The sequence below is a fragment of the Streptomyces anulatus genome, from assembly GCF_014650675.1.
GTDB classification, from domain to species: domain Bacteria; phylum Actinomycetota; class Actinomycetes; order Streptomycetales; family Streptomycetaceae; genus Streptomyces; species Streptomyces anulatus.
In genome coordinates this window covers 512822-535967 of record NZ_BMVK01000002.1, presented here as the reverse complement: position 1 = coordinate 535967, position 23146 = coordinate 512822, and the positions used below count along the sequence as shown (strand labels likewise).

The 23146-nt window shown below is 73.3% G+C and carries 23 protein-coding genes; 14 read left to right on the top strand and 9 right to left on the bottom strand.

All coding sequences use genetic code 11. From position 1 onward, the window contains the following. Positions 1-26: 26 nt before the first annotated feature. Positions 27-1796: an ATP-binding cassette domain-containing protein gene (locus IE272_RS07110; RefSeq protein ID WP_190006469.1), complete on the top strand. Its 1770-nt coding sequence runs from the start codon at positions 27-29 to the stop codon at positions 1794-1796. Next, positions 1793-3763, top strand: a complete 1971-nt coding sequence (locus tag IE272_RS07105) for an ATP-binding cassette domain-containing protein (protein WP_190006468.1) — start codon at positions 1793-1795, stop codon at positions 3761-3763. The genes IE272_RS07110 and IE272_RS07105 overlap by 4 nt, the downstream gene beginning before the upstream one ends. On the opposite strand, the gene IE272_RS07100 is transcribed toward IE272_RS07105, so the two are convergent. The 3 genes from IE272_RS07100 to IE272_RS07090 all read right to left on the bottom strand — a co-directional run bounded on the left by IE272_RS07100 (position 3732) and on the right by IE272_RS07090 (position 6601). Further along, positions 3732-4337 (bottom strand): response regulator transcription factor, encoded by a 606-nt coding sequence (locus IE272_RS07100; RefSeq protein ID WP_050360577.1) that lies wholly within the window; start codon positions 4335-4337, stop codon positions 3732-3734. The genes IE272_RS07105 and IE272_RS07100 overlap by 32 nt on opposite strands. Positions 4338-4608: 271 nt before the next feature. Then, positions 4609-5490 (bottom strand): transglutaminase family protein, encoded by an 882-nt coding sequence (locus tag IE272_RS07095; RefSeq protein ID WP_050360576.1) that lies wholly within the window; start codon positions 5488-5490, stop codon positions 4609-4611. Positions 5491-5566: 76 nt separating this feature from the next. After that, complete coding sequence (locus IE272_RS07090) at positions 5567-6601, bottom strand: GNAT family N-acetyltransferase (protein WP_190006467.1); 1035 nt, start codon at positions 6599-6601, stop codon at positions 5567-5569. 117 nt (positions 6602-6718) lie between these two features. Between IE272_RS07090 and fdxA the strand changes: the two genes are divergently transcribed. Further along, positions 6719-7039 (top strand): ferredoxin, encoded by a 321-nt coding sequence (fdxA, locus tag IE272_RS07085; RefSeq protein WP_007446848.1) that lies wholly within the window; start codon positions 6719-6721, stop codon positions 7037-7039. 168 nt (positions 7040-7207) lie between these two features. Continuing rightward, complete coding sequence (locus tag IE272_RS07080; RefSeq protein WP_056700761.1) at positions 7208-8302, top strand: bifunctional succinyldiaminopimelate transaminase/glutamate-prephenate aminotransferase; 1095 nt, start codon at positions 7208-7210, stop codon at positions 8300-8302. Positions 8303-8406: 104 nt separating this feature from the next. Here IE272_RS07080 and IE272_RS07075 read toward each other — a convergent pair whose 3' ends face one another. After that, the gene (locus IE272_RS07075) at positions 8407-8889 is read right to left on the bottom strand and encodes a hypothetical protein (RefSeq protein WP_056700760.1); all 483 of its coding nucleotides are present in this window, start codon (positions 8887-8889) and stop codon (positions 8407-8409) included. Between the two features lie 290 nt (positions 8890-9179). Then, positions 9180-10106, bottom strand: coding sequence for a hypothetical protein (locus tag IE272_RS07070; RefSeq protein WP_169808547.1), 927 nt, complete (start codon positions 10104-10106; stop codon positions 9180-9182). Positions 10107-10167: 61 nt separating this feature from the next. Between IE272_RS07070 and dapE the strand changes: the two genes are divergently transcribed. After that, entirely contained in the window at positions 10168-11247 is a 1080-nt protein-coding gene (gene dapE / locus IE272_RS07065; RefSeq protein WP_056700756.1) for a succinyl-diaminopimelate desuccinylase, read from the top strand. 107 nt (positions 11248-11354) lie between these two features. Further along, positions 11355-12140, top strand: coding sequence for an LOG family protein (locus IE272_RS07060; RefSeq protein ID WP_056700754.1), 786 nt, complete (start codon positions 11355-11357; stop codon positions 12138-12140). Between the two features lie 254 nt (positions 12141-12394). On the opposite strand, the gene folP is transcribed toward IE272_RS07060, so the two are convergent. After that, positions 12395-13267 (bottom strand): dihydropteroate synthase, encoded by an 873-nt coding sequence (folP, locus tag IE272_RS07055; protein WP_056700751.1) that lies wholly within the window; start codon positions 13265-13267, stop codon positions 12395-12397. Positions 13268-13342: 75 nt separating this feature from the next. Between folP and IE272_RS07050 the strand changes: the two genes are divergently transcribed. Together IE272_RS07050 and IE272_RS07045 are read left to right on the top strand one after the other, a co-directional pair. After that, entirely contained in the window at positions 13343-13807 is a 465-nt protein-coding gene (locus IE272_RS07050; RefSeq protein WP_050360568.1) for a DivIVA domain-containing protein, read from the top strand. Continuing rightward, positions 13804-14400, top strand: a complete 597-nt coding sequence (locus IE272_RS07045; protein ID WP_050360567.1) for a DNA-3-methyladenine glycosylase I — start codon at positions 13804-13806, stop codon at positions 14398-14400. Before IE272_RS07050 ends, IE272_RS07045 begins: the two co-directional genes overlap by 4 nt. Before the next feature lie 7 nt (positions 14401-14407). Here IE272_RS07045 and chcB read toward each other — a convergent pair whose 3' ends face one another. Then, a complete protein-coding gene (gene chcB / locus IE272_RS07040) occupies positions 14408-15220 on the bottom strand; it encodes a 2-cyclohexenylcarbonyl CoA isomerase (protein ID WP_050360566.1) in 813 nt (270 codons plus the stop codon). 315 nt (positions 15221-15535) lie between these two features. Between chcB and IE272_RS07035 the strand changes: the two genes are divergently transcribed. Continuing rightward, positions 15536-15703, top strand: a complete 168-nt coding sequence (locus IE272_RS07035; protein WP_003966491.1) for a DUF3117 domain-containing protein — start codon at positions 15536-15538, stop codon at positions 15701-15703. A gap of 103 nt (positions 15704-15806) precedes the next feature. Here the strand turns inward: IE272_RS07035 and IE272_RS07030 are convergent, their stop codons facing one another. After that, positions 15807-16472, bottom strand: coding sequence for an O-methyltransferase (locus IE272_RS07030; protein ID WP_007446831.1), 666 nt, complete (start codon positions 16470-16472; stop codon positions 15807-15809). Between the two features lie 250 nt (positions 16473-16722). Here IE272_RS07030 and sigE point away from each other — a divergent pair, with 250 nt between their 5' ends. From sigE to IE272_RS07005, 5 genes are all read left to right on the top strand, one after another. Continuing rightward, the gene (gene sigE, locus IE272_RS07025) at positions 16723-17412 is read left to right on the top strand and encodes an RNA polymerase sigma factor SigE (RefSeq protein WP_079044258.1); all 690 of its coding nucleotides are present in this window, start codon (positions 16723-16725) and stop codon (positions 17410-17412) included. Next, on the top strand, positions 17409-18470 hold the full coding sequence (locus tag IE272_RS07020) for an anti-sigma factor family protein (RefSeq protein ID WP_056700749.1): 1062 nt from the start codon (positions 17409-17411) through the stop codon (positions 18468-18470). The genes sigE and IE272_RS07020 overlap by 4 nt, the downstream gene beginning before the upstream one ends. Positions 18471-18559: 89 nt before the next feature. Then, positions 18560-20506, top strand: a complete 1947-nt coding sequence (locus IE272_RS07015) for a trypsin-like peptidase domain-containing protein (RefSeq protein WP_190006465.1) — start codon at positions 18560-18562, stop codon at positions 20504-20506. 119 nt (positions 20507-20625) lie between these two features. Then, positions 20626-21126, top strand: coding sequence for a sec-independent translocase (locus IE272_RS07010; RefSeq protein ID WP_007446823.1), 501 nt, complete (start codon positions 20626-20628; stop codon positions 21124-21126). 125 nt (positions 21127-21251) lie between these two features. After that, positions 21252-21911 (top strand): hypothetical protein, encoded by a 660-nt coding sequence (locus tag IE272_RS07005; protein WP_047178650.1) that lies wholly within the window; start codon positions 21252-21254, stop codon positions 21909-21911. Positions 21912-21969: 58 nt separating this feature from the next. Here IE272_RS07005 and IE272_RS07000 read toward each other — a convergent pair whose 3' ends face one another. Further along, the gene (locus tag IE272_RS07000; protein WP_073740090.1) at positions 21970-23103 is read right to left on the bottom strand and encodes an Mrp/NBP35 family ATP-binding protein; all 1134 of its coding nucleotides are present in this window, start codon (positions 23101-23103) and stop codon (positions 21970-21972) included. Positions 23104-23146 lie beyond the last annotated feature (43 nt).

Below are 23146 nucleotides of genomic sequence, written 5' to 3'. Positions count from 1 at the left end.
GCCCCCAGGGGCAGAAAGGCCACCCCGTGCGGCTGCACCCACGCCCGGGCACGGAATCCGGCACCCGGCGGCTCGCCCGGCAGTACCCGGCGGCCCTCCTCGGGCTTCTCCTCTGCTCCACCGGCGGGGCGCTCGCCGCCCTCGCCCTGCCCGCCGCCCTCGGCCACACCGTCGACCGGCTCGTCGCCGGCGGCCCCGTGCCCTGGTCCCTGCTGCTGCTCTGCGCCGCCCTGACCCTCGCCGAGACCGGGTTCGACGCGGCGGCCGCCGTGACCGGCACGAGCACCACCGCCCGGCTCACCGCGTCCCTGCGCACCCGCACCGCCGCCCGGGTCCTGGCCGCCGAACCCCGCCGCGCCCTCGCCCTGCCCACCGGCGACCTCACCGCCCGGCTCACCGCCCGCACCGCCGACGCCGCGTCCGCGCCCGTCACCGCCGCCGGAGCCGTCTCCGGGGTCCTGCTCCCGCTCGGCGCGCTCGTCGGCCTCCTCCTCATCGACGTCTGGACGGCCGCCGCCCTCCTCCTCGGTGCACCCCTCCTCGTCGCACTGCTGCGGGCCTTCACCCGCCGGACCGCCGACGCCGGGGCCGACTACCAGCGCGCCCAGTCGCTCATCGCCCACCGGCTCACCGAGGCCCTCGACGGCGCCGACACCATCCGCGCCGCCCGCACCGGCGCACACGAGCACCGCCGCGTCCTGGAACCCCTGACCGCCCTCGCGGAACACGGCAGGCGCACCTGGGCCGTGTACGGGCGGGCCGTCGGCCGCAGCGGCCTCCTGCTGCCCCTGCTCATGCTGCTGGTCCTCGCGGTCGCCGGACTGCGCCTCGGCACGGGTGCGATCGGCGTCGGCGACCTGGTCGCCGCCTCCCGCTACGCGAGCCTCGCCGTCGGGATCGGCGCCCTGACCGGCGCGCTCGGCGCCCTCGCCCGCAGCCGCGCCGCCGCCCTGAGCCTGGAGCCCCTCCTGACCCTCGCACCGCTTTCGCACCGTGGCCTGGGCCCGGTGCCCGACGCCCCCGGACACCTCGAACTCCGTGACGTCGGCGTCGAACAGGACGGCGGCCCGCTGCTGACCGGCGTCCACCTGACCGTCCCCGGCGGCACCTCCCTGGCCGTCGTCGGGCGCTCCGGCTCCGGCAAGTCGGTGCTCGCCGCGGTCGCCGGGCGACTGCTCGACCCGGACACCGGCAGCGTGCTGCTGGACGGCGTCCCGATGGACGGCATGGAACCGGACCGGCTGCGCCGCGAGGTGGCGTACGCCTTCGCCCGCCCGGCCCTCCCCGGCACCACCGTCGAGGACACGATCGCCTACGGGCCCTGGACCGCGTCGCCCGAAGCCGTACGCGACGCCGCCCGCGCCGCCCGCGCCGACGGGTTCCTCGCGCTGCTCCCGTACGGCTACGCCACCCCGGTCGCCGACGCCCCGCTCTCCGGCGGCGAACGCCAACGCCTCGGCCTGGCCCGCGCGTTCGCTCACCCCGGCCGTCTGATGATCCTCGACGACGCGCTGTCCAGCCTCGACACCGTGACCGAGCACCATGTCCGGCGCGCCCTCGACGAGCGGGCCGGGCACTGCACCCGGGTCATCGTCGCCCACCGGCTGTCCTCGGCCGCGCGGGCGGACCGGGTCGCCTGGCTGGAGGACGGCCGGATCCGCGCGACGGGCCGCCACGACGAACTCTGGTCGGACCCGGACTACCGGGCGGTCTTCCGCACGGACGCACCCGCCGAGGGCTCCGTGCCCGCGAGCCGTACGCCCGTCACGCCGGCCGCCGGAGCGGAGGCCCGGTGAAGCCCGACGGAGCACACCCCCGGCGCGGCGAGCCGCACGAGGCTGACCCCGGGCGCGACGGGCAGGACAGGGCGCACACCCGGCGCGACGCCCAGCTTGAGGATCACTCCCGGCGGGACACCTCGCTGCGCCGGGTCGGCCGCGAGGCCCGGCCCTTCCTGCGGGCCCGGACCGGCGTGGTCCTGCGGCTGGCCGGCTGGTCCCTGCTGGAGTTCGCCCAGACCTTCCTCGGCGGGTTCGGGGTCGCCCGCGCGCTCGACGACGGCTTCCTCGCCGGACGTCCGCCGACCGGTCTCCTCTGGCTGGCCGTCGCCGCGGTCGCCGTGCTGCCCTCCGTGCCCGCAGCGCGCGGAGTGTTCGGCCGGCTCGCGGACCTCGTGGAGCCGCTGCGCGACGGACTGGTCCGGCGCGCCGTGTCCCGGGCGCTGTCCGGCGCGCTCGACCGCTCCGGCGACGTCAGCACCCGGTCCCTGTCACAGGTCACTCATCAGAGTGAGATCGCCCGGGACGGCTGGGCCGGACTCGTCCTGACGCTGCGCTCGTTCGTGTTCACGGTGGCCGGGGCCGTCACCGGCCTGCTGGCTCTGTCGCCCGCCCTCCTCCTGATCGTGCTTCCCCCACTGGTCCTGGGGTCCGCCCTGTTCCTCGGCACGCTGCCACCGATGGCCGCCCGCCAGCGCGACTACCTCGCCGCCGACGAGGCGTACGCCGCCCACGCGGGCCGGCTCGCCGCCTCCGTACGCGACATCGCCGCAGCGGGAGCCGCGGGGCGGACGGTGGCCGAGTCCCGGGCGCTCGCCGACGCACAGCTCGCCGCCTCCCGCTCGCTGGCCCGCTGGTCGGGCGTACGGGTGCTGGCGCTCGCCGTCTGCGGCCGGTTCCCCCCGCTCCTGCTGCTCCTGGGAGCGCCCTGGCTGCTGCGGAACGGGCTCACGCCGGGCGCGCTGGTCGGCGCGCTGACCTACCTCACCCAGGCGCTCGCCCCCGCCGTCCAGGCGCTGATGACCATGCTGGGCACCGTCGGGGGGCGGCTCGTCGTGGTCCTGGACCGGTTCACCGACGCGCCGCCCCCGCCCGCCGAGGACCCGCCGCCCTCCCGGGACGCCGCCCCGCCGCCGCGCGGAACCCCGGTCGCCGAGCTCCACGAGGTCAGCTTCGCGTACGGGCCGGGCGCCCACCCCGTCCTGGACCGGCTCTCCCTGACGGTCGGGGCGGGGGAGCACCTCGCGGTCGTCGGCCCGAGCGGCAGCGGCAAGTCGACCCTGGCCGCCATTCTCGCCGGGACCGAGCGGCCCACCGGGGGAGCGGTGCGGTGGCGGGGGCGTCCGGTGCGCCCGGCCGACGCCACCTCCGTACGCGTCCTGCTGCCCCAGCACGCCTACGTGTTCAGCGGCTCGCTGCGGGACAACCTCCGCTACCTCCGCCCCGACGCTCGCGACCGGGAGATCGTGGCCATGGCGGACGCGCTCGGCCTGGAAGCGCTGCTCTCCCGCCTCGGTTCCCTCGACGCGGCCGTCGAACCGGACTGGCTCTCCCAGGGCGAACGGCAGCTGGTCGCCCTGGGCCGGGCCTACCTCGCCGCCCCGCCGCTGCTGATCCTCGACGAGGCGACCAGCCGCCTCGACCCGGCCGCCGAGACCCGCGCCGAGCTGGCCTTCGGGGCCCTGCCGGGCGCGCTGGTCGTCGTCGCGCACCGGCTCAGCTCGGCCCGCCGCGCCGGGCGGATCCTGGTGATGGACGGCCCGCGCACCCAGTGCGGCACCCCCGACGAACTCCTGCGCTCCTGCGCCCTCTACCGGGACCTGGCCGGCCTCTGGGAGCCGGAGGACACGGGGGAGCCGGAGGGAGCGGGCGAGCCGGGCGAGCGGCACGTGGCGGGGGAGCCGGAGGAGCCGGGCGGGGCCGTCGGTATCGGGCGGGGGAAAGGGCGCGGCATCAGATCCACCCCGCCTCCTTCGCCCTTCTGATCGCGTCCAGCCGATTGCGCGCCCCGGACTTCCGTATGGCGGCGGCCAGATAATTGCGGACCGTCCCCGGCGTCAGGTGCAGCCGACCGGCAATCCCGGCCACGGTGTCACCCCCTTCGGCCATCGAGAGCACACTCAATTCCCGCGGGGATAACGGCATGTCGGCCACCTGGAGGAGGCTGAAGGCCAGCGACTCGTCGATATGCCGCCCCCCGTCCGCCAGTTTGTGCATCACCTCGGAAAGGTCGTCCACCGGACGGTACTTGTCGATGTAGCCGAGCGCCCCCGCCTCGAACGCCCGTCGCAGGCCGCTCGGCCGATCGCTGCGGGTGAGCACGGCGAGCGGACACGGTCCGCCGTGCGGCGCGGTCATCGTCTTCACCTCGTCGAGGACGTCCAGCGCGCCCGGACATTCGAGGTCGGTGAGGAGCACATCGGGACACGGCCCGCTCAACGCGGCGCGTATCGCACCGTGTTCGGCGGTGCGGACCTCTATCCCCCGCCCCGTGCCGAGGAGCGACGCCAGCGATGCGCGCCACAACGGCACGGTGTGGACCAGCAGCACGGTTGTCATCAGTCTGCCCTCAGCTTTTCTCTTCCGGCCCGCCCAACGCGGAATGCGACGGGCTGTACGCATCCGGTGACGGGTATCCAGTTGAGCGCATGGGCATTCGCGTACGCCGACAAACGGGCCGAATACCGCGCCCGTTGGGCGCGGAAGGGGGCGTTCGGATGTAAAGCGGGAGCGCACATCGCTCACGGACCCATCCGTCTCGCCACCGCGGGGGCGGCCGAAGGGCCGCTGGCGGGGCCGGTTTCCGCGGATTCCCCGCCGGGCGGCCGGTTCAGTTCAGCAGGGCGCGCGCGGCGTGGGCCTTGCGCCGGATGTTCTCGGCCGTCGTCGGCTCGATTCCGTCGAGGATCTCCGCATATTCCTCCATCTCCGCCGCCCCGCGCAGGAATTCACCGCGCTGGACGAGGAGCTGGGCGCGCTCGAAGCGGAGCCTGGCCGGATGCGAGGGCAGGAGCAGCGACAGCTCCACCGCCCACAGGGCCACGTCCGTGCGCTCGGGCCGGGCCGCAGCCCACGCCCGGACGTTGTTCAGGATCCGCAGCACGATCTCCAGAGGGCGTGCGGGCGTCATCATCGACGGTTCGAGGGCCGCCCCGGTCGCCCCCGTGACCAGCAGCTCCGCGTCCTGACCGGTCAGCGGCGCGCCCCCGGCGAACGGATCGGCCAGCACCGGGTGCTCCCGATCACCGAAACCGACCACGAAGTGGCCGGGCAGCGCCACCCCGTACACCGGTGCGCCCGCCCTCCTGGCGACCTCGATCCAGACGACCGACAACAGGATCGGCAGACCCCGGCGGCGCCGCAGCACCTGCTGGAGGAGTGAGGAGTCCAGCCGCTGGTAGTCGACGGAGGAGCCGCCGAACCCGCAGCGTCCGCCCAGCAGTTCGGCCAGCGCCGAGGCCCAGGCGGCGGGGGAGCGGGAGCCGTACGGCAGCAGTCCCGCCAGCCGGTCCAGCTCGATCTGCGCGGCGTCGATGCCGTACGGGTCGGGGACGGCCTCCCCCGGAGTCACCGGGCGGACTTCGGCCGGGCCCACCGGTCCGGCCTCCGCGCCCAGCAGCAGACACAGGAGGGCGAGGTCCGGCCGCTCGGACCGGGCCTCCTCGGCGAACTGCCGCCGCCGCTCGGCCGTTCCGGAATCCAGCGCGCTCATATGCGACCCATGTCCCTGTCCCCGCTCCTGTGCGTCGATCCACCGGAGGGCCCGGCGCGGGGGCCACCGGTGCCCGTCACGCCGAGCGGTAGTGGTGGTAGCGGTGGTGGGCCGCGAAGCCCATGCCGTCGTACAGCGCCCGCGCCCCCTCATTGTCCTCCTCGACCTGGAGCCAGGCCGCCGAGGCGCCCTCGTCCAGCGCCCGGCGCGCCAGCGCGGCCATCACCGTGGTGCCGAGGCCGCGCCGCCGCTGCTCCGGAGCGACCTCGACGGCCATGAACCCCGCCCACCGCCCGTCCACGACACACCGCCCGATCGCGGCCGGCGGGGCGTCCGGATCCGCGTCCGCGCCCGCGTCTCCGGTGTCCCCGGTGGCCCCCGGCACCGTGGCGAACCAGACCGAAGGGCCGCTGCCCAGCACCCGCAGCACATGGGGACCGGGGGTGGAGAAGCGCTGGTAGCGGGCGAGCCAGGCCGCGTCCGGTTCGCGGGTCAGGCGGACCGCCCGTACATCCGCCTCCAGGTCACCGACCGGCGCCAGTGCGGCGATCCGCACCTCCGCCGAGACCTCGCGCCGCCAGCCGTGCCGCTCCAACTCCGCGCACAGCAGCTCCTGCGTGCCCTCGGCCCCGGTCGCCGTCTGGACGTACGCGGGCAGGCCCCGCTCCTCGTACCAGTCCCGGACCCGTCCGAGCGCCTCGCCGACCGGCAGCCCCGGATCGCCGAGCGGCAGCGCGGAGTTGGCGCGCCGCGTGAAGCCCCCGGCGGCGCGCAGCCGCCAGTCGCCCAGCGCTTCGCTCTCCACGGGCTGCCAGGCGCGCGCCGTGACGGAGGCCAGTTCCCCGAAGGAGGCGGCGGGGCCACGACGGCGGGCCGGGGCGGCGGGGACGACCTTGCCCGCGACCACGGAGGATTCCACGATGTGGACGGATTCCCCGCTCTTTCGTGTGATCGAGAGCACACCGTTGTTCCATGATGTGAGCACCCCGACCACATCGGTGAACTCCGCGCCCGTGCCCCCGCCGTCCGTCCGGCGTCGAACGGACACGCGTTTGCCCACGTCAGCGGGTGTGATGCGGACTTCCAGCCGTCCGCCGATGGTGAATTCCACAGCTCTGTCCGCCCCTCCTGTTCGGATCGTGCCCGAGAACGGAGATACTAGAGGCGGGCATCGACGACGCCGCGCTCCCGCGCGAGAGCCAACGCCCTACCGAGGAGGAACGACAGCGTGACCTACGTCATCGCGCAGCCTTGTGTCGACGTGAAGGACAAGGCCTGCATCGAAGAGTGCCCCGTCGACTGCATCTACGAGGGCCAGCGGTCCTTGTACATCCACCCGGACGAATGCGTCGACTGCGGAGCCTGTGAGCCGGTCTGCCCGGTCGAGGCGATCTTCTACGAGGACGACACTCCGGAGGAGTGGAAGGACTACTACAAGGCGAACGTCGAGTTCTTCGACGACCTCGGCTCGCCGGGCGGTGCTTCCAAGCTCGGTCTCATCGAGCGCGACCACGCGTTCATCGCCGGACTGCCGCCGCAGAACCAGTAAGCGGCGGCACCACGCGCGCGGCCCGGTCCCGTACGGCTTGTCACCGTGCGGGGCCGAGGCGTTTCCCCGTGCGGCCGGGATCCGTCACCGGATCCTGGTCCCGCCGGGATCCGTCACCGCGCGTCCGATCCGCCGCCCGAACGAGAACACCCGAGAAAGCAGAGCGCCGTGTCCGCAGTCTCCTCCCGCCTCCCGGTCTTCCCCTGGGACAAGCTCGCGCCCTACAAGTCGACGGCCCAGGCCCACCCGGACGGCATCGTGGACCTGTCCGTCGGCACCCCGGTCGACCCGGTCCCCGAGCTCATCCAGCGGGCGCTCGTCGCCGCCGCGGACAGCCCCGGCTATCCGACGGTGTGGGGTACCGAGGCCCTGCGGGACGCGCTCACCGGCTGGGTGGAGCGGCGCCTCGGCGCGGTCGGCGTGACCCACGCCAACGTGCTGCCGGTCGTCGGCTCCAAGGAGCTGGTGGCCTGGCTGCCGACGCAGCTCGGGCTCGGCGCGGGCGACAAGGTGGCCTACCCCCGGCTCGCCTACCCGACGTACGAGGTCGGCGCCCGGCTCTGCGGCGCGGAGCCCGTCGTCTACGACGACCCGACCGAGCTGGACCCGACGGGGCTGAAGCTGCTCTGGCTCAACTCGCCCTCCAACCCGACCGGCAAGGTGCTGTCCAAGGACGAGCTGACCCGGATCGTCGCCTGGGCGCGCGAGCACGGTGTGCTGGTCTTCAGCGACGAGTGCTACCTGGAGCTGGGCTGGGACGCCGAGCCGGTATCGGTGCTCCACCCCGACGTCTGCGGCGGTCACTACGACGGCGTCGTCGCCGTCCACTCGCTCTCCAAGCGCTCCAACCTGGCCGGATACCGGGCCGCGTTCATCGCGGGTGACGCGGCCGTCCTGGGCGAGCTGCTGCTCATCCGCAAGCACGGCGGGATGATGACGCCCGCCCCCGTGCAGGCCGCCGCCGTCGCCGCGCTCGGCGACGACGTGCACGTGTCCGAGCAGCGCGCCCGCTACGCGGACCGGCGTCTCGCCCTGCGCGCGGCGCTGGAGGCGCACGGCTTCCGGATCGAGCACAGCGAGGCGAGCCTCTACCTGTGGGCGACCCGCGACGAGGAGTGCTGGGAGACCGTGGCGTACCTCGCGCAGCTGGGCATCCTGGTGGCGCCCGGCGACTTCTACGGCCCGGCGGGCGCGCGTTTCGTCCGGGTGGCGTTCACCGCGACCGACGAGCGGGTCGCCGCGGCGGTCAAGCGCCTGTCCTGACGCCTGTCCTGAACAGGGCCGCCGCGACGGCGGCATGACGCGCCGAGGGCCTCGGGAGTGCGCACTCCCGAGGCCCTCGGCGCGTTGGTCGGTGCTGCGATGGATCAGCCGCCGATCGGCAGGCCGCCCAGCGGGAGGCCGCCCTTGGTCAGGGAGTCGGTGGGCAGGCCGCCGCCGAGCGCGTCCGTGGGGAGGCCGCCGCCCAGCGCGTCGGTCGGCAGGCCGCCGCCGGCTGCCTCGGCCACGCCGCCCACGGCCTGGCCCGCGTTGCCCGCGGCCTGGCCGGCGGTCTCCTGGGCGGCCGGGACGGCCACCCCGGCGGACTTGCCGACGGTCTTGCCCGCGGCCGGGACCGCCGTGCCGACGAGCCGGCCGCCGGTGTCGCCGGCCGCCTGGGTGCCCTGCTGGACGGCGCTGTCCACGGTGTCGCCGAGACCGGCGCCGTCCAGCGCGGTCAGTCCGCCGAGGTCCGGGGTCGCCGGGAGATCTGCGGCGCTTGCGGCGCCGGCCGCACCGACCACGGGGGCTGCGCCTGCGGCGATCAGCAGCGCGGCACGAGCGATCCGACGGGTCAGGGGGAGGGACATGATGCTCCTTCAGCGGGTTGTGCACGAATCTGTCTGTCCGGTGATCGGACGCACTGACAACCGCTTCGGGGGAGGGGGAGGTTGCGGTGGGCAAAGGTAAAGACTGAGTAATGCGTCCGATTATCCGCAGCGGAAGAACCCGGGCAAACAATCCATACCGCCGTGGTCCGATGAACCGTCACTTCCCTTGGGCGGCAAGGGAATCGGAGCAGGTCCGCGAAGGTGCGGGGAGTCGCGCGGAAAACATCCGGGGACATGGCCCCCAGGGTCCGTACGGGTGACGGGGCGTACTACTGAACGACCTGGATCCTGACCGCCGTCGTGTCCGTTTCCTTGTCCTTCGCACGTTCCGTCCGCCAGCCGGAACCGGCGTCCCAGACCCGGTCCGCGTAGCTCACGCGCTCGATCCGCAGGGCCTCGGACTGCGCCACGGCCCAGTGCGCCAGCTCCCAGCCGCGCTGCGCGGCCTTGTCATCCGACTGCGCCGCGGCCGCCGGAACGGGCACCGAGACGGTCGACGCGGCGGACGCGCCCGCGGCCACCGCGTCGGGCAGCACGCCCTTGCCGAAGGCCCGCACCAGCTCGGCCCGCACCTGGGCGGAGTCTCCCGGACCGTCCGCCGTGGCCGTCGACGGGGTGCAGTTCAGCGCGGCCGGCCTGCGCCCGGTCAGCGCGGCGGCCAGCAGCGCGGCGTCCGGCTCGTGCTTCGCGTACGCCTGCGGGAACCCGCTCCGCTGCACACGCTGCGCCGCCACGGTCAGCGGCAGCCGCGAGTAGCCCGGAACCTCGGCGAGATGGTCGTAGAACTCACCGGAGGAGTAGACCGGGTCCATGAGCTGCGCGGGCGTGCCCCAGCCCTGCGACGGGCGCTGCTGGAACAGCCCCAGCGAGTCCCGGTCCCCGTAGTCGATGTTGCGGAGCGTGGACTCCTGGAGCGCGGTGGCCAGCGCGATCGTCACCGCCCGCTCGGGCATGCCCCGGGTGGTGCCGACCGCGGAGATCGTCGCCGCGTTCACCGCCTGGGCCAGGCTCATCTCGTACGTGTGTGACGTCCCGCCCTCACCGTCGGAGGCCTCCACGACACAGCGGGGCGGGTTCTTCGAGCCGGAGGAGTCGTACTGCACGGCCAGATAGCCGCCCAGGGCAGCGAGCACGGCGAAGGCCGCCGCGAATCGGATGAGGCGGCTGCGACGGGCGGGGCTGGCTGTCCGGGGCACGAGCCCACCGTACTGGAGGGCCCGGCCGGGGCCGATACCCAAGTCCCTTAGGGTCGGGTCCATGGCCGACAGCACCCTTGACCTCACCCTGGACGGACCGGCGCTCACCGCCCGGCTCGTCGACTTCCCTTCGGTCAGCGGGGAGGAGAAGGCCCTCGCCGACGCGATCGAATCGGCCCTGCGCGCCCTGCCCCACCTCACCGTCGACCGCCACGGCAACAACGTCGTCGCCCGGACGGACCTGGGCCGCGCCGAGCGCGTCGTCCTCGCCGGGCACATCGACACCGTGCCGATCGCCGACAACGTCCCCTCCCGCCTCGACGGCAACGGGATCCTCTGGGGCTGCGGGACCTCCGACATGAAGTCCGGCGTCGCCGTCCAGCTCCGGATCGCCGCGACGGTCCCCGAGCCCAACCGCGACCTGACCTTCATCTTCTACGACAACGAAGAGGTCGCCGCGCACCTCAACGGCCTCGGCCACATCGCCGACGCCCACCCCGACTGGCTCGCCGGAGACTTCGCCGTCCTGCTGGAGCCCTCCGACGGAGAGGTCGAGGGCGGCTGCCAGGGCACCCTGCGGGTCCACCTCCGTACGACGGGGGAGCGGGCGCACTCCGCACGCAGCTGGATGGGGTCCAACGCGATCCACGCCGCCGCCCCGATCCTGGCGAAGCTCGCCGCGTACGAGCCCCGCCGCCCGGTCATCGACGGCCTCGAATACCACGAGGGCCTCAACGCGGTGGGCATCGAGGGCGGCGTCGCCACCAACGTCATCCCGGACGCCTGCACCGTCGTCGTCAACTACCGCTACGCCCCGGACCGCAGCGAGGAGGAGGCCATCGCCCACGTCCGCGAGGTCTTCGCCGACTGCGGCGTGGCCGAGATCGTCATCGACGACCACTCCGGCGCGGCCATGCCCGGCCTCTCCCACCCCGCCGCCCAGGCGTTCATGACCGCGGTCGGCGGCACCGCCCGGCCCAAGTTCGGCTGGACCGACGTCTCCCGCTTCGGCGCGCTCGGCGTCCCCGCGGTGAACTACGGACCCGGCGACCCGATGTACGCCCACAAGCGCGACGAGCACGTGGCGGTCGCGAAGATCACCCACTGCGAGGACCGGCTGCGCTCCTGGCTCACTGGCTGACCGGCAGACGCACGGCATTCCCCCGCACGTAACCTCCGCCGATCTACGCTGGCCGTACGCAGTACGACACGACCCAGCGCGACGCGGGTCGGTGGAGGGAGCGGAACATGGGCAACGCCGAAGACGCACGGATCCCTGAGGGTGCGGAGGTTCCCGAGGGCGCGGTCGGCCCCGAGGAACAGTGGCTGGGCCCGGTCCTGCGCCGCAGGGAGCAGGTCCAGCCCGGCACGACCGATCAGCGACTGCTGGACTCCGAGGGCGACTCCGAGTGGGTGCACACCGACCCCTGGCGGGTGATGCGCATCCAGTCGGAGTTCGTCGAGGGCTTCGGCGCGCTCGCCGAACTGCCGAGCGCGATCAGCGTCTTCGGCTCGGCCCGCACCCCGGACGGATCGCCGGAGTACGAGGCCGGCGTCCAGATCGGCAAGGCGCTGGTCGAGGCGGGCTTCGCGGTGATCACCGGCGGCGGTCCGGGCGCGATGGAGGCCGCCAACAAGGGCGCCCGCGAGGCGAAGGGCGTCTCGGTCGGCCTCGGCATCGAGCTGCCCTTCGAGTCGGGCCTCAACCCGCACGTCGACATCGGCGTCAACTTCCGCTACTTCTTCGTCCGCAAGACGATGTTCGTGAAGTACGCCCAGGGCTTCGTGGTCCTGCCCGGCGGCCTCGGCACCCTGGACGAGCTCTTCGAGGCGCTGACCCTCGTCCAGACCGGCAAGGTCACCCGCTTCCCGATCGTCCTGTTCGGCACGGCCTACTGGGGCGGCCTGATCGACTGGCTCCGCGACACGGTGGTGGCCCAGGGCAAGGCCTCGGAGAAGGACCTGCTGCTCTTCCACGTGACGGACGACGTGGAGGAAGCGGTGATGCTGGTCACGAAGGAGGTCGGCCGCTGACCTCGAGCCCGCCACCTCAAGCCGGTCCGGCCACTTCAAGCCCGCCCGGCGATTGAGGACATCTTTCGACCGGCACGTCCCGGCCCGCGCCGGCCGAACTCAGCCCGCCCGGCGTTTGAGGGCATCATTTCGGCCGGTCCGGCCACACTCAGCCCGCCCGGCGATTGAGGGCATCGGTACCAGCCCCTCCGGCGCTTGAGGAGCGGGGTCCAGGGGCAGCGCCCCGGACCCCGCCCGCCGCGGGCAGGCGGCCCCTACGCCAACCCCCGCCGCGCCACGGCCGGCGCCCGATGCCCCGCGATGGACGCCACCATGTCCAGCACCTGCCGCGTCTCCTCCACCTCGTGCACCCGGTACACCCGCGCCCCCAGCCACGCCGAGACCGCCGTCGTCGCCAGCGTGCCGATGACGCGCTCCTTCACCGGCCGGTCCAGCGTCTCGCCCACGAAGTCCTTGTTGGACAGGGACACCAGCACCGGCCACCCGGTCTCCGCCATCTCCCCGAGCCGCCGCGTCGCCTCCAGCGAGTGCCGGGTGTTCTTCCCGAAGTCGTGCCCCGGATCGATCATGATCCCGTCCGGCCGCACCCCGAGCTCCACCGCCCGCTCGGCCAGTCCCACCGTCACCCGCAGGATGTCCGCCATGACGTCCTCGTACGCGATCCGGTGCGGCCGGGTCCGCGGCTCCGCGCCGCCCGCGTGCGTGCACACGAGGCCCGCCCCGTACCGCGCGGCGACCTCCGCCAGCTTCGGGTCCACCCCGCCCCACGCGTCGTTCAGCAGGTCCGCACCGGCCTCGCAGACCGCCTCGCCCACATCGTGCCGCCAGGTGTCCACGCTGATCACCACGTCCGGGTGGCGGCGGCGGACCTCGGCGACGAACCCGACCGTGCGGCGGGCCTCCTCCTCGGCGCTCACCTCCTCGCCGGGACCTGCCTTCACCCCGCCGATGTCGATGATCGCGGCGCCCTCGGCCACCGCCTGCTCGACCCGGGCCAGCGCCGGCTCGTCGCCGAAGGTGGCGCCCTGGTCGTAGAAGGAGTCCGGGGTCCGGTTCACGATCGCCATGATCACCGGCTCGTGCGGACCGAATTCCCGCCGCCCCAGCCTGAGTGCACCGCTTCGCATCCCGTGTTTCCTCCTCAGATAGCCCGCTTGCGACCCTAAGGCCTTATCGGGTCGGCCCTGACTTGTCCGTGTCGCATGGCACGATCGGAGCCGGACGAGGTTTCCGCCCCCGGGGAGATGCGCGTGTTCTGGTTCTTGCTGCTCACGATGGTCGTGGTCGTCACCGCGGTCACCCTCGCGGTGGTCGGGGGCGGTGGGAGCGCGGTGCTCCAGGACGTCCCGCCCGACCGGTTCACCGATCCGCTGCCCGCGACCCGCCCGGTCGGCCGGGCGGACATCGAGGCGCTGCGCCTGCCGATGGCCCCCCGCGGCTACCGGATGGCGGACGTCGACGAGGCGCTGTCCCGGCTCGGCGCCGAGCTGGCCGAGCGCGACGCCCGGATCGCCGAGCTGGAATCCGCCCTGGCCGGGGTGCAGGCGGCCGCGGTGACGACGGGCACCGACCTGTTCAAGCAGCCCGGCGACCGGCAGGGCGACCGCCCCGCCGAGCCGACCGGCCAGGAAGGCGTCCGGGACCGCACCGAGGAGGACGGGCGATGACCGGCGCGGCCGTGGCCGCCCCCGACGGCGGGCTGCGGTGCCCGTGGGGCCTGTCCGCCGAGGACTACCTCGCCTACCACGACACCGAGTGGGGCCGGGCGGTCCACGGGGACGACGCCCTGTTCGAACGGCTCTGCCTGGAGGCCTTCCAGTCCGGGCTGTCCTGGATCACGATCCTGCGCCGCCGCGAGACCTTCCGTACCGCGTTCGAGGGATTCCGGATCGAGGCGGTCGCGAAGTTCACCGACACCGACCGGGAGCGGCTCCTGGCCGACCCGGGGATCATCCGCAACAAGGCCAAGGTCGACGCGACCCTCGCCAACGCGAAGGTGCTCGCCGACTGGTCGGAAGGGGAGCTGGACGAGCTGATCTGGTCCTACGCCCCCGACCCGGCCGGCCGGCCCGCCCCGCGCAGCCTGTCGGACGTCCCGGCCGTCACGCCGGAGTCCACCGCACTCGCCAAGGCGCTGAAGAAGCGTTCGATCCGCTTCATCGGTCCCACCACCGCCTACGCGCTGATGCAGGCCTGCGGACTGGTCGACGACCACCTCGCGGACTGCGTGGCGCGCGGCGGCGGGGGAGCACCGCGCTGAGCAGCGGCTACTTCCCGAGGTAGACCGGCTTCTCCTTGGCCAGGAACGCCTCCACCGCGATGGTGTGGTCCTGCGACGCGCCCGCCCGGGTCTGGAGTTCGTCCTCCTTCTCCAGCGCCTCGGCGAGCGTGTGCCCGGCGCCGTACGCCATCGACTCCTTCAGCGCCGCGTACGCCACCGTGGGGCCGTCCGCCAGGGCACGGGCCACCGCCGCCGCCTGCTCGGCCAGCTCGGCCGCGGGGACGACCCGGTTGACGAGGCCCAGCTCCAACGCGTCCTGCGCGGAGATCGACCGGGGGAAGAACAGCAGATCGGCGGCGCGGCTCTGCCCGATCAGCCGGGGCAGGGTCCAGGACACGCCCGAGTCGGCGGTGAGTGCGACGCCCGCGAACGAGGTGTTGAAGGAGGCGGTGTCGGCGACCACCCGGTAGTCGGCCGCGAGCGCGAATCCGAACCCGGCCCCCGCCGCGACGCCGTTCACCCCGGCGACGACGGGCTTGGCCATCTCCGTGATGGCCCGCACGATCGGGTTGTAGTGCTCCCGCACGGTGCTCAGCGCGTTCCCGCCGCCCGCCTCGCGGGTGGCCGTGAGCGTGGCGACGTGCTCCTTGAGGTCCTGGCCGACGCAGAAGGCGCGCCCGGTGGCCGTGAGCAGTACCGCCCGGACGCCCGCGTCCGCGGCCGCCGCCAGCAGCGCGTCCCGCAGCGCGACCTTCGCCGCGGTGTTCATCGCGTTCATCGCGCCGGGTCGGTTGATCGTGATCGTCGCGAGACCCTCGCTCACGTCGTACAGGACGCTGTTCGCCGGCTCGTCGGCCATTCCGGTATCCCCTCGCTGCTCGGGCATCGTTGCCACTGGAGGCAAGCATGGCCGATGCGGGGCTGGGCAGAGATGTGACCTGCGTCTAACAATTGGCTCTCACCTGGGGGTCCGGGGCGGCGCAGTATCGCAGCCGGATCGCCGAATTGGGTGGTTTTGAGAGAGCGCGTTGCGCAAGCGATGCAGACCGATGTTGGTCATCGGGGTCATTGATGCGGGATAATGGCGAAGAAGCAATGTGTTCGATGCCGGTGAGGCAGCGCCTGTCATGGGGCCGCCGGTTGCGATGAGCTGGTTTCAGGAAGGGGAACGAGCATGGCGGCCATGAAGCCGCGGACGGGCGACGGCCCGCTCGAGGTGACAAAGGAGGGGCGGGGCATCGTCATGCGCGTTCCGCTCGAAGGCGGCGGTCGGCTTGTTGTCGAGCTGACTCCGGACGAGGCCGATGCCCTCGGCGACGCGCTGAAGAAGGTCGTCGGCTGACGCGGAACGCCCATCACCTTCACCACTGCCCGGTACGGATTCCGTACCGGGCAGTGGTGCGTCCTACTGAGGTTCTACGCGCTCACGATGGGGTTCTGCCTGCTCAGCCGCGCCGGACCGAGCAGAGCAGACCGTCGCCGACCGGCAGCAGGGTCGACATCAGCTCCTGGCTCTCACGCACCGCCCGCAGCAGCTCCCGCAGCCGCAGCACCTCGGCCGGCTGGGCCGCGGAGTCGACCGTGCGGCCGTCGGCGAAGACGCCCTCGAAGCAGACCAGGCCACCGGGCCGCAGCAGGCGCAACGATTCAGCGAGCACATCGAGGCTCTCCAGCCGGTCGCCGTCGCAGAAGACGAGGTCGTAACCGCCGTCCGCGAGCCGGGGCAGGACGTCCAGGGCGCGGCCGGGGATGAACCGGGCCCGGTTGGTGGCGAAGCCCGCCTCGCGGAACGCCGCCCGGGCGAACTGCTGACGCTCGGGCTCGGGGTCCACCGTGGTCAGGACCCCGTCCGGCCGCATGCCGTGCAGGAGATAGATGCCGGACACGCCGGTTCCCGTGCCGATCTCCGCCACCGCTTTGGCATCCGCGGCGGCTGCCAGCAGGCGCAGCGCAGCGCCGGTGCCCGGTGACACCGAGCGAAGCCCCAGCTCACGAGCCCGTTCCCGGGCCCCGTGCAGTGCTTCGTCCTCGGCGACAAAGGCGTCGGCGAACGCCCAGCTCGTCTGCCGGTTGGCGGTAATGACCCTCTCCTGTCCCCGTAGTTGGCGCAACGGTGACTGTATCCGCTGGACCCGGGAACCCGCAGATGGGACCGGGCGTTGTGCAAGCTGTGGGGAAAGCGCAGTGAGCAGGTCCGCGGACCGGACCGGCGAACTGCGGGAAAGTCCCGGGCGACGCCCGGCCCCATCAGGGAAAAAGGCTTATCCGGAGCTAACGGGCGAGGTGGCTATGGTAGGGGCTCCACTGGACACCACCAGAGCCGATAGGGGAGGTGCGGCTGCGCCTGTGGACCGGGGAGGGATGCTGCGGCGTCTCCTCAGGTCGGCCGGTGAGCCGAAATCCGTGACCAACATTGCTGACCGTTCTTCCGACGACTCCGCACCGACCGCGACCTTCGCCTCTGATGCGGATCCTCAGGCGTGGACCCCGCCCTCATGGGAAGAGATCGTCAGCACGCACAGCGGCCGTGTGTACCGACTCGCCTACCGGCTGACGGGAAACCAGCACGACGCCGAGGACCTGACCCAGGAGGTCTTCGTCCGGGTGTTCCGCTCGCTGTCGACGTACACGCCCGGCACCTTCGAGGGCTGGCTTCACCGCATCACGACCAATCTCTTCCTGGACATGGTCCGGCGCAAGCAGCGCATCCGCTTCGACTCGCTCGGCGACGACGCGGCCGAGCGCCTGCCGAGCCGTGAGCCGTCCCCGCAGCAGGTCTTCAACGACACCCACTTCGACGCCGACGTGCAGCAGGCGCTGGACACCCTCGCGCCCGAATTCCGTGCGGCCGTGGTCCTCTGCGACATCGAGGGCCTCAGCTACGAGGAGATCGCCGCGACCCTCGGGGTGAAGCTCGGCACCGTCCGCAGCCGTATCCACCGCGGTCGCTCCCACCTGCGCAAGGCGCTCAAGCACCGTTCGCCCGAGGCCCGCGCCGAGCAGCGCTCCCTGGCGGACGCGGTCCTGGCAGGGGAGGGCGGAACGGCGTGAGCGGCACAGGACCCACCCCCGCGGAAGCGCATCTGGGGGACCGCCTCGCCGCGCTGGTCGACGGCGAGCTGAAACACGACGCCCGCGATCGGGTCCTGGCCCACCTGGCGACCTGCGCCAAGTGCAAGGCCGAAGCCGATGCCCAGCGTCGCCTCAAGAGCGCTTTCGCCATGTCCACCTCGCCCTCGCCCTCCGAGGGCTTCCTGGCCCGCCTGCAGGGCCTTCCCGGGGGTCCTGGCGGCGACGACACCGGCTCCGGCGGACCGTTCGGCGGCCGGGGGCCCTTCGCCGACGAGTTCTTCCCCGGGCTGCGGCCCTCCGGCGGCAGCACCCGCGCCGACACCGCGTCCTCCCCCCTGGACGGCTTCGGATACCTCCCCGCCACCCACGGCTCCACCGCCGTGCTGCCCGGCGGCCCCGCGTCCGGTTCGGTCTTCCGCATACACGAGGTGGCCCGCGACGCGGACCGCTCGCCCTGGCGCGGGCGGCGCTTCGCGTTCGCCGCGGCCAGCGCCGTCTCCCTCGCGGCCATCGCGCTGGGCGGCACCCTGCCGCTGGACTCCGGCCCCGAATCCTCCCTGCGCGCCGAGGGCGCCGGGAACAACGTCACCCCGCTCGACGCCGCGACCCGCGCCGAGAGCGGCGCGAAAGCGGTCAGCCGCCGGGGCGGCGGAGCCCTCGCGGTGACCGGCGACGGCCGGGCGGCCGGGCAGCCCGTGTCCGGTACGGCCCCGGCCGGAACGAACCGGGTGCCCCCGTCGCTCACCGGTGCGACACCGGTGGTTCCCGTCGTCACCCCTCCGGTGAACCGGCAGGGGCCGCCGACCGCGCCGCCGCTGTTCGGTGTCCAGACCTCGGGCGGTCACCCCTTCACGCTCCCCGTGCTGAATGTGTCCGTGTCGCCGCTGATACGTCCGACGATGTCCGGCACCCCGCTGCTGGCGGCGGCGCTCGGCAGCGGTGCGGCGCCGAAGACGGTGCCCTCCTCGGTTTCCCCGGGGCCGCCCCCGGGCGCGCCGGCCAACGATCTGGCGAGCCCGCTTTCGCCCCGGCCCTGACCGGACCCTGCGCGGGGATTCGCAAACCTGGTTGAATTCCGGTGAGGGACGCCTCGGTGGGGCGTACAGAGGCCAGTTGCGGGGAGAGCATGGACGACGGGAAGCCCACCGGGCCGCAGGCGAAGTGGTGGAGCCGCCCCACGGCGGGGCGTGCCGACCGCACGGAGCCGGACAGCGGGCCGGCCCCGTCGGACGCTCCGGCGGCCGAGGACCGCGAGCCGGCAGCCCCGGACGCGGCTCCGGCACCGGCTTCGCCCCCGGCCCCGGACACAACCCCGGCCCCGGACACCACCCCGGTTCCGCCCTCCGACGCCTCCGTCCGGCCGGAGGAACACGGCGGCCAGGAGGTTCCGCGCCCCCGCCCGTCCGGGTCCCCGCTGCACGAGCCCGACGAGTACAGCACCCCGCCCTACGGCGGCCCCGGCCCCTGGGCGCCCGCCCCGCCGGTGCAGCGGCCCACCCCGGCCCACGGCACCGTCGTACCGCCGGGGGCCGGAGGCCCGTCCCAGCAGTACGCCGCGACGAACGGCGCCGGGATCCCGGCCCCCGCGTCGCCGCCCGCCCCTTCCCCGGCACCGCGGTCCGCGCCCGCCGACGGCTTCACGGCCCCGCACGCCCAGCCCGCCGACGGCTTCACGCCGCCGGGGCCCCACGCACAGCCCCAGGCGCCCGCCCAGCACACGACGGCCCCCGGGGCCCACCCGGCGCATGCCGCCCACGCACCGCAGCCGCCGCAGGGAGCCCCCGGGCAGCCGCAGGCAGCCCCCGGGCACCAGACGCAGCACCCCGCCCCCGCCCCGCACCCGGCGCCGCAACCGCACGCACAGCAGCACACCCAGTGGCTCCAGTACGACCCGTGGGGCGCTCCGGGACAGCCGCTGACCCGGCCGGGACCCCCCGAGGGCACCGACCCCGGCCGCAGGAAGAAGCGCCGGGGCGGGGCGTTCATGGGGGTGCTCCTGCTGACCCTGGTCGCCAGTGGCATCGGCGGCGGGGTCGGCGCGTACATCGAGCGCAACGGCGGGCTGACCACCGTCGAGCTGCCGCAGGCGGACCGCGACAACGGCGACCGGGCCCCCGAGAGCGTCGCGGGCATCGCCGCCAGCGCCCTGCCCAGCGTGGTCACCCTGCACGTCAGCGGCACCGCCGAGTCCGGCACGGGCACCGGCTTCGTCCTCGACGGCCAGGGCCACATCCTCACCAACAACCACGTCGTCGCCCCGGCCGGGTCCAGCGGGGACATCACCGTGACGTTCAGCAGCGGCGAGACGGCGTCCGCCGAGCTCGTCGGCAAGGACAGCGGCTACGACCTCGCGGTCGTCAAGGTCCGCGGAGTCTCCGGGCTCAAGCCCCTGCCGCTCGGCAACTCCGACAACGTCCAGGTCGGCGACCCGGTGGTGGCCATCGGCGCCCCCTTCGACCTGTCCAACACGGTGACCTCGGGCATCATCAGCGCCAAGCAGCGGCCGATCACCGCGGGCGGCGAGAAGGGCGACGGCAGCGACATCAGCTACGTCGACGCCCTCCAGACCGACGCCCCGATCAACCCGGGCAACTCCGGCGGACCACTGGTCGACACCCAGGCCCATGTCATCGGCATCAACAGCGCCATCCGCGCGGCCGACAGCGCCCGGGGCCCCGAGGCGGGCGGCCAGTCCGGCTCCATCGGGCTCGGCTTCGCGATACCCATCAACCAGGGCAAGCGCGTCGCCGAGGAGTTGATCAGCACCGGCAAGGCCACCCACCCGGTGATCGGCGTCACGCTGGACATGAAGTACACCGGTGACGGGGCCAAGGTCGGCACGAAGGGCGCCGACGGCGCGCCCGCCGTCGCGAAGGACGGACCCGCGGCCAAGGCGGGCATCAAGTCCGGTGACGTCATCACCCACGTCAAGGGCCAGCGCGTGCACAGCGGCGAGGAGCTGATCGTGAAGATCCGAGCCCACCGGCCCGGCGACGACCTCGACCTCAAGCTGACCCGCGGCGGCGAGGAGCGGACGGTGACCCTGACGCTCGGCTCGGCGAGCGGCACGTGACGGCCACCGCGAGGTACCGCCCGGACACCTTCGACAGGTACCTTTGAGCGGTCCGGGCAGCTGGGAGACCCGGGCCGCGATCGCACGGAGAACACGCGGAGAACACGAGGAGCAGCAAGGTGTTCAATGACATAGGCGCACTGGAGCTGTTGACGCTCGGGGTGCTGGCCGTGCTGGTCTTCGGCCCCGACAAGCTGCCCAAGCTGATCCAGGACGTCACGCGCACCATCCGTAAGATCCGCGAGTTCTCGGACAGCGCCAAGGAAGACATCCGCTCGGAGCTGGGCCCGCAGTTCAAGGACTTCGAGTTCGAGGACCTCAACCCCAAGACGTTCGTCCGCAAGCAGCTCATGGACGGCAACGACGACCTGGGGCTGAAGGAGATCCGCGAGAGCTTCGACCTGCGCAAGGACCTGTCGGACGTCACCGACGCGGTCAACGGGCGCACCCCGGCCGCGGCCGATACCGCCAACAGTGCGGCGAACGGCTCGGCGGGCGCGTCGGCGGAAGGCTCGGCGCCCAGCCTCACCAAGACCGGCGACACCGCTCCTGACCTGCTGAAGAAGACCCCGCAGCAGACGCAGCCCGAGCGCCCGCCGTTCGACGCAGACGCCACCTGACCCCGGTCAATCCCGACTCGCCCGGACGGTATGGCTATTCTCCATCTGTCCGGTTGCGAGGATGCCCAAGCCCGCGGGGGGCGGGCCGCTCCGGATCATGACTGATCGAGGAGGCGGCCGCGCAGATGGAGACGACGAGTCGGATTGATACGGACGGTGTCCCGGGCACGGCCACGGCGGAGGCGGTGCCGGCGAAGCGGCGTACCGTCGACGGTTACCTGGGAGCGACCTTCCCCTGGTACGGGCTGGACGAGGCCTTCACCGGCCCGCGCTGGCTGATGCAGGTCGGTACCGCGGCGGACGGCACGGTGCAGCACGGCGCGACGGGGCACGGCGACGAGCCATCGGTGAAGTCGGACGGCTCCGCCGACAAGGAGCGGTTCGCGGCGGTGATCACCGTGGCCGCGAGCCCGGTGAGACGCAGTGGCGACGGCACGGGCGTGCTGGACGCCACCACGGTGTCCTCGGCCGCCTGGCTCGCGGGCTCCGGCCTGCTGGCGTACACCTGGCCGCCGCAGATGGACCACACCCTGCGCGACGACTGGCTGGACCAGCAGACCGAGACGGCGTTCACCCTCGCCGACGACCTCGGCAGCGCGCCCTGGTCGACGCTTTCCCTCCCGGTGGACGGGGTGCCGGTGGAGTTCCACTACCGCGAGTCCGAGTTCGGCTGGGTCCTCGCCGGATCCGCCCACGAGGGCGTGCACATCGGGGCGTACGGGCGGGGCATGAGCGCGTACGGTCTCGGCTTCGCGGCCATCAAGGACATCGAGACGTACGCGTAGCAACGCGACAGGGCGGGCCGGATGACCACCGGCCCGCCCTGTGTCGCTCCGAGGCGCGTCAGAACTTGTTGCGCGGGGTGATGCCCAACGACATGCCCGACAGGCCGCGCTGACGGCCGCCCAGCTTCTGTGCGATCGAGCGCAGCGCGCTGCCGGCCGGGGAGTCGGGGTCGGACAGGACGACCGGCTTGCCCTCGTCGCCGCCCTCGCGCAGCCGTACGTCGATCGGGATCGAGCCGAGCACCGGCACCTCGGCGCCGACCGTGCGGGTCAGCCCCTCGGCGACCCGTGCGCCGCCGCCCGAGCCGAACACGTCGACCATCTCGTCGCAGTGCGGGCACGGCATGCCCGACATGTTCTCCACCACGCCGACGATCTTCTGGTGGGTCTGCACGGCGATCGATCCGGCCCGCTCGGCCACCTCGGCCGCCGCCTGCTGCGGGGTCGTGACGACCAGGATCTCCGCGTTCGGCACGAGCTGCGCCACCGAGATCGCGATGTCGCCGGTGCCCGGCGGCAGGTCCAGCAGCAGGACGTCCAGGTCGCCCCAGTACACATCGGCGAGGAACTGCTGGAGCGCCCGGTGCAGCATCGGGCCGCGCCAGACCACGGGCGCGTTGCCCGGGGTGAACATGCCGATGGAGATGACCTTCACGCCGTGCGCGGACGGCGGCATGATCATGTTCTCGACCTGGGTGGGCTTGCCGTCCGCACCGAGCATCCGGGGCACGCTGTGCCCGTAGATGTCCGCGTCCACGACGCCGACCTTCAGACCGTCGGCCGCCATCGCCGCGGCGAGGTTCACCGTCACCGAGGACTTGCCGACGCCGCCCTTGCCGGAGGCGACCGCGTACACCCGGGTCAGCGAGCCGGGCTGGGCGAAGGGCACCTCCCGCTCGGCGGTGCCGCCGCGCAGCGAGCTCGCCAGGTCCTTGCGCTGTTCGTCGCTCATGACGTCGAGGGTCACCTCGACCCGCGAGACGCCCTCGACCCGGGCGACCGCCTCGGTCACGTTCCGGGTGATCGTCTCGCGCATCGGACAGCCGGAGACCGTGAGATACACCGTGACAGCGACTACACCGTCAGGATCGATCTCGACCGATTTCACCATGCCCAGCTCGGTGATCGGGCGGTGGATCTCCGGGTCGTTCACTGTCGACAGTGCCTCAAGCACCGCGTCTTCCGTAGCCATACAGACGATGTTACGGCGCGGAGCACTACGGGCGGGTAGCTCT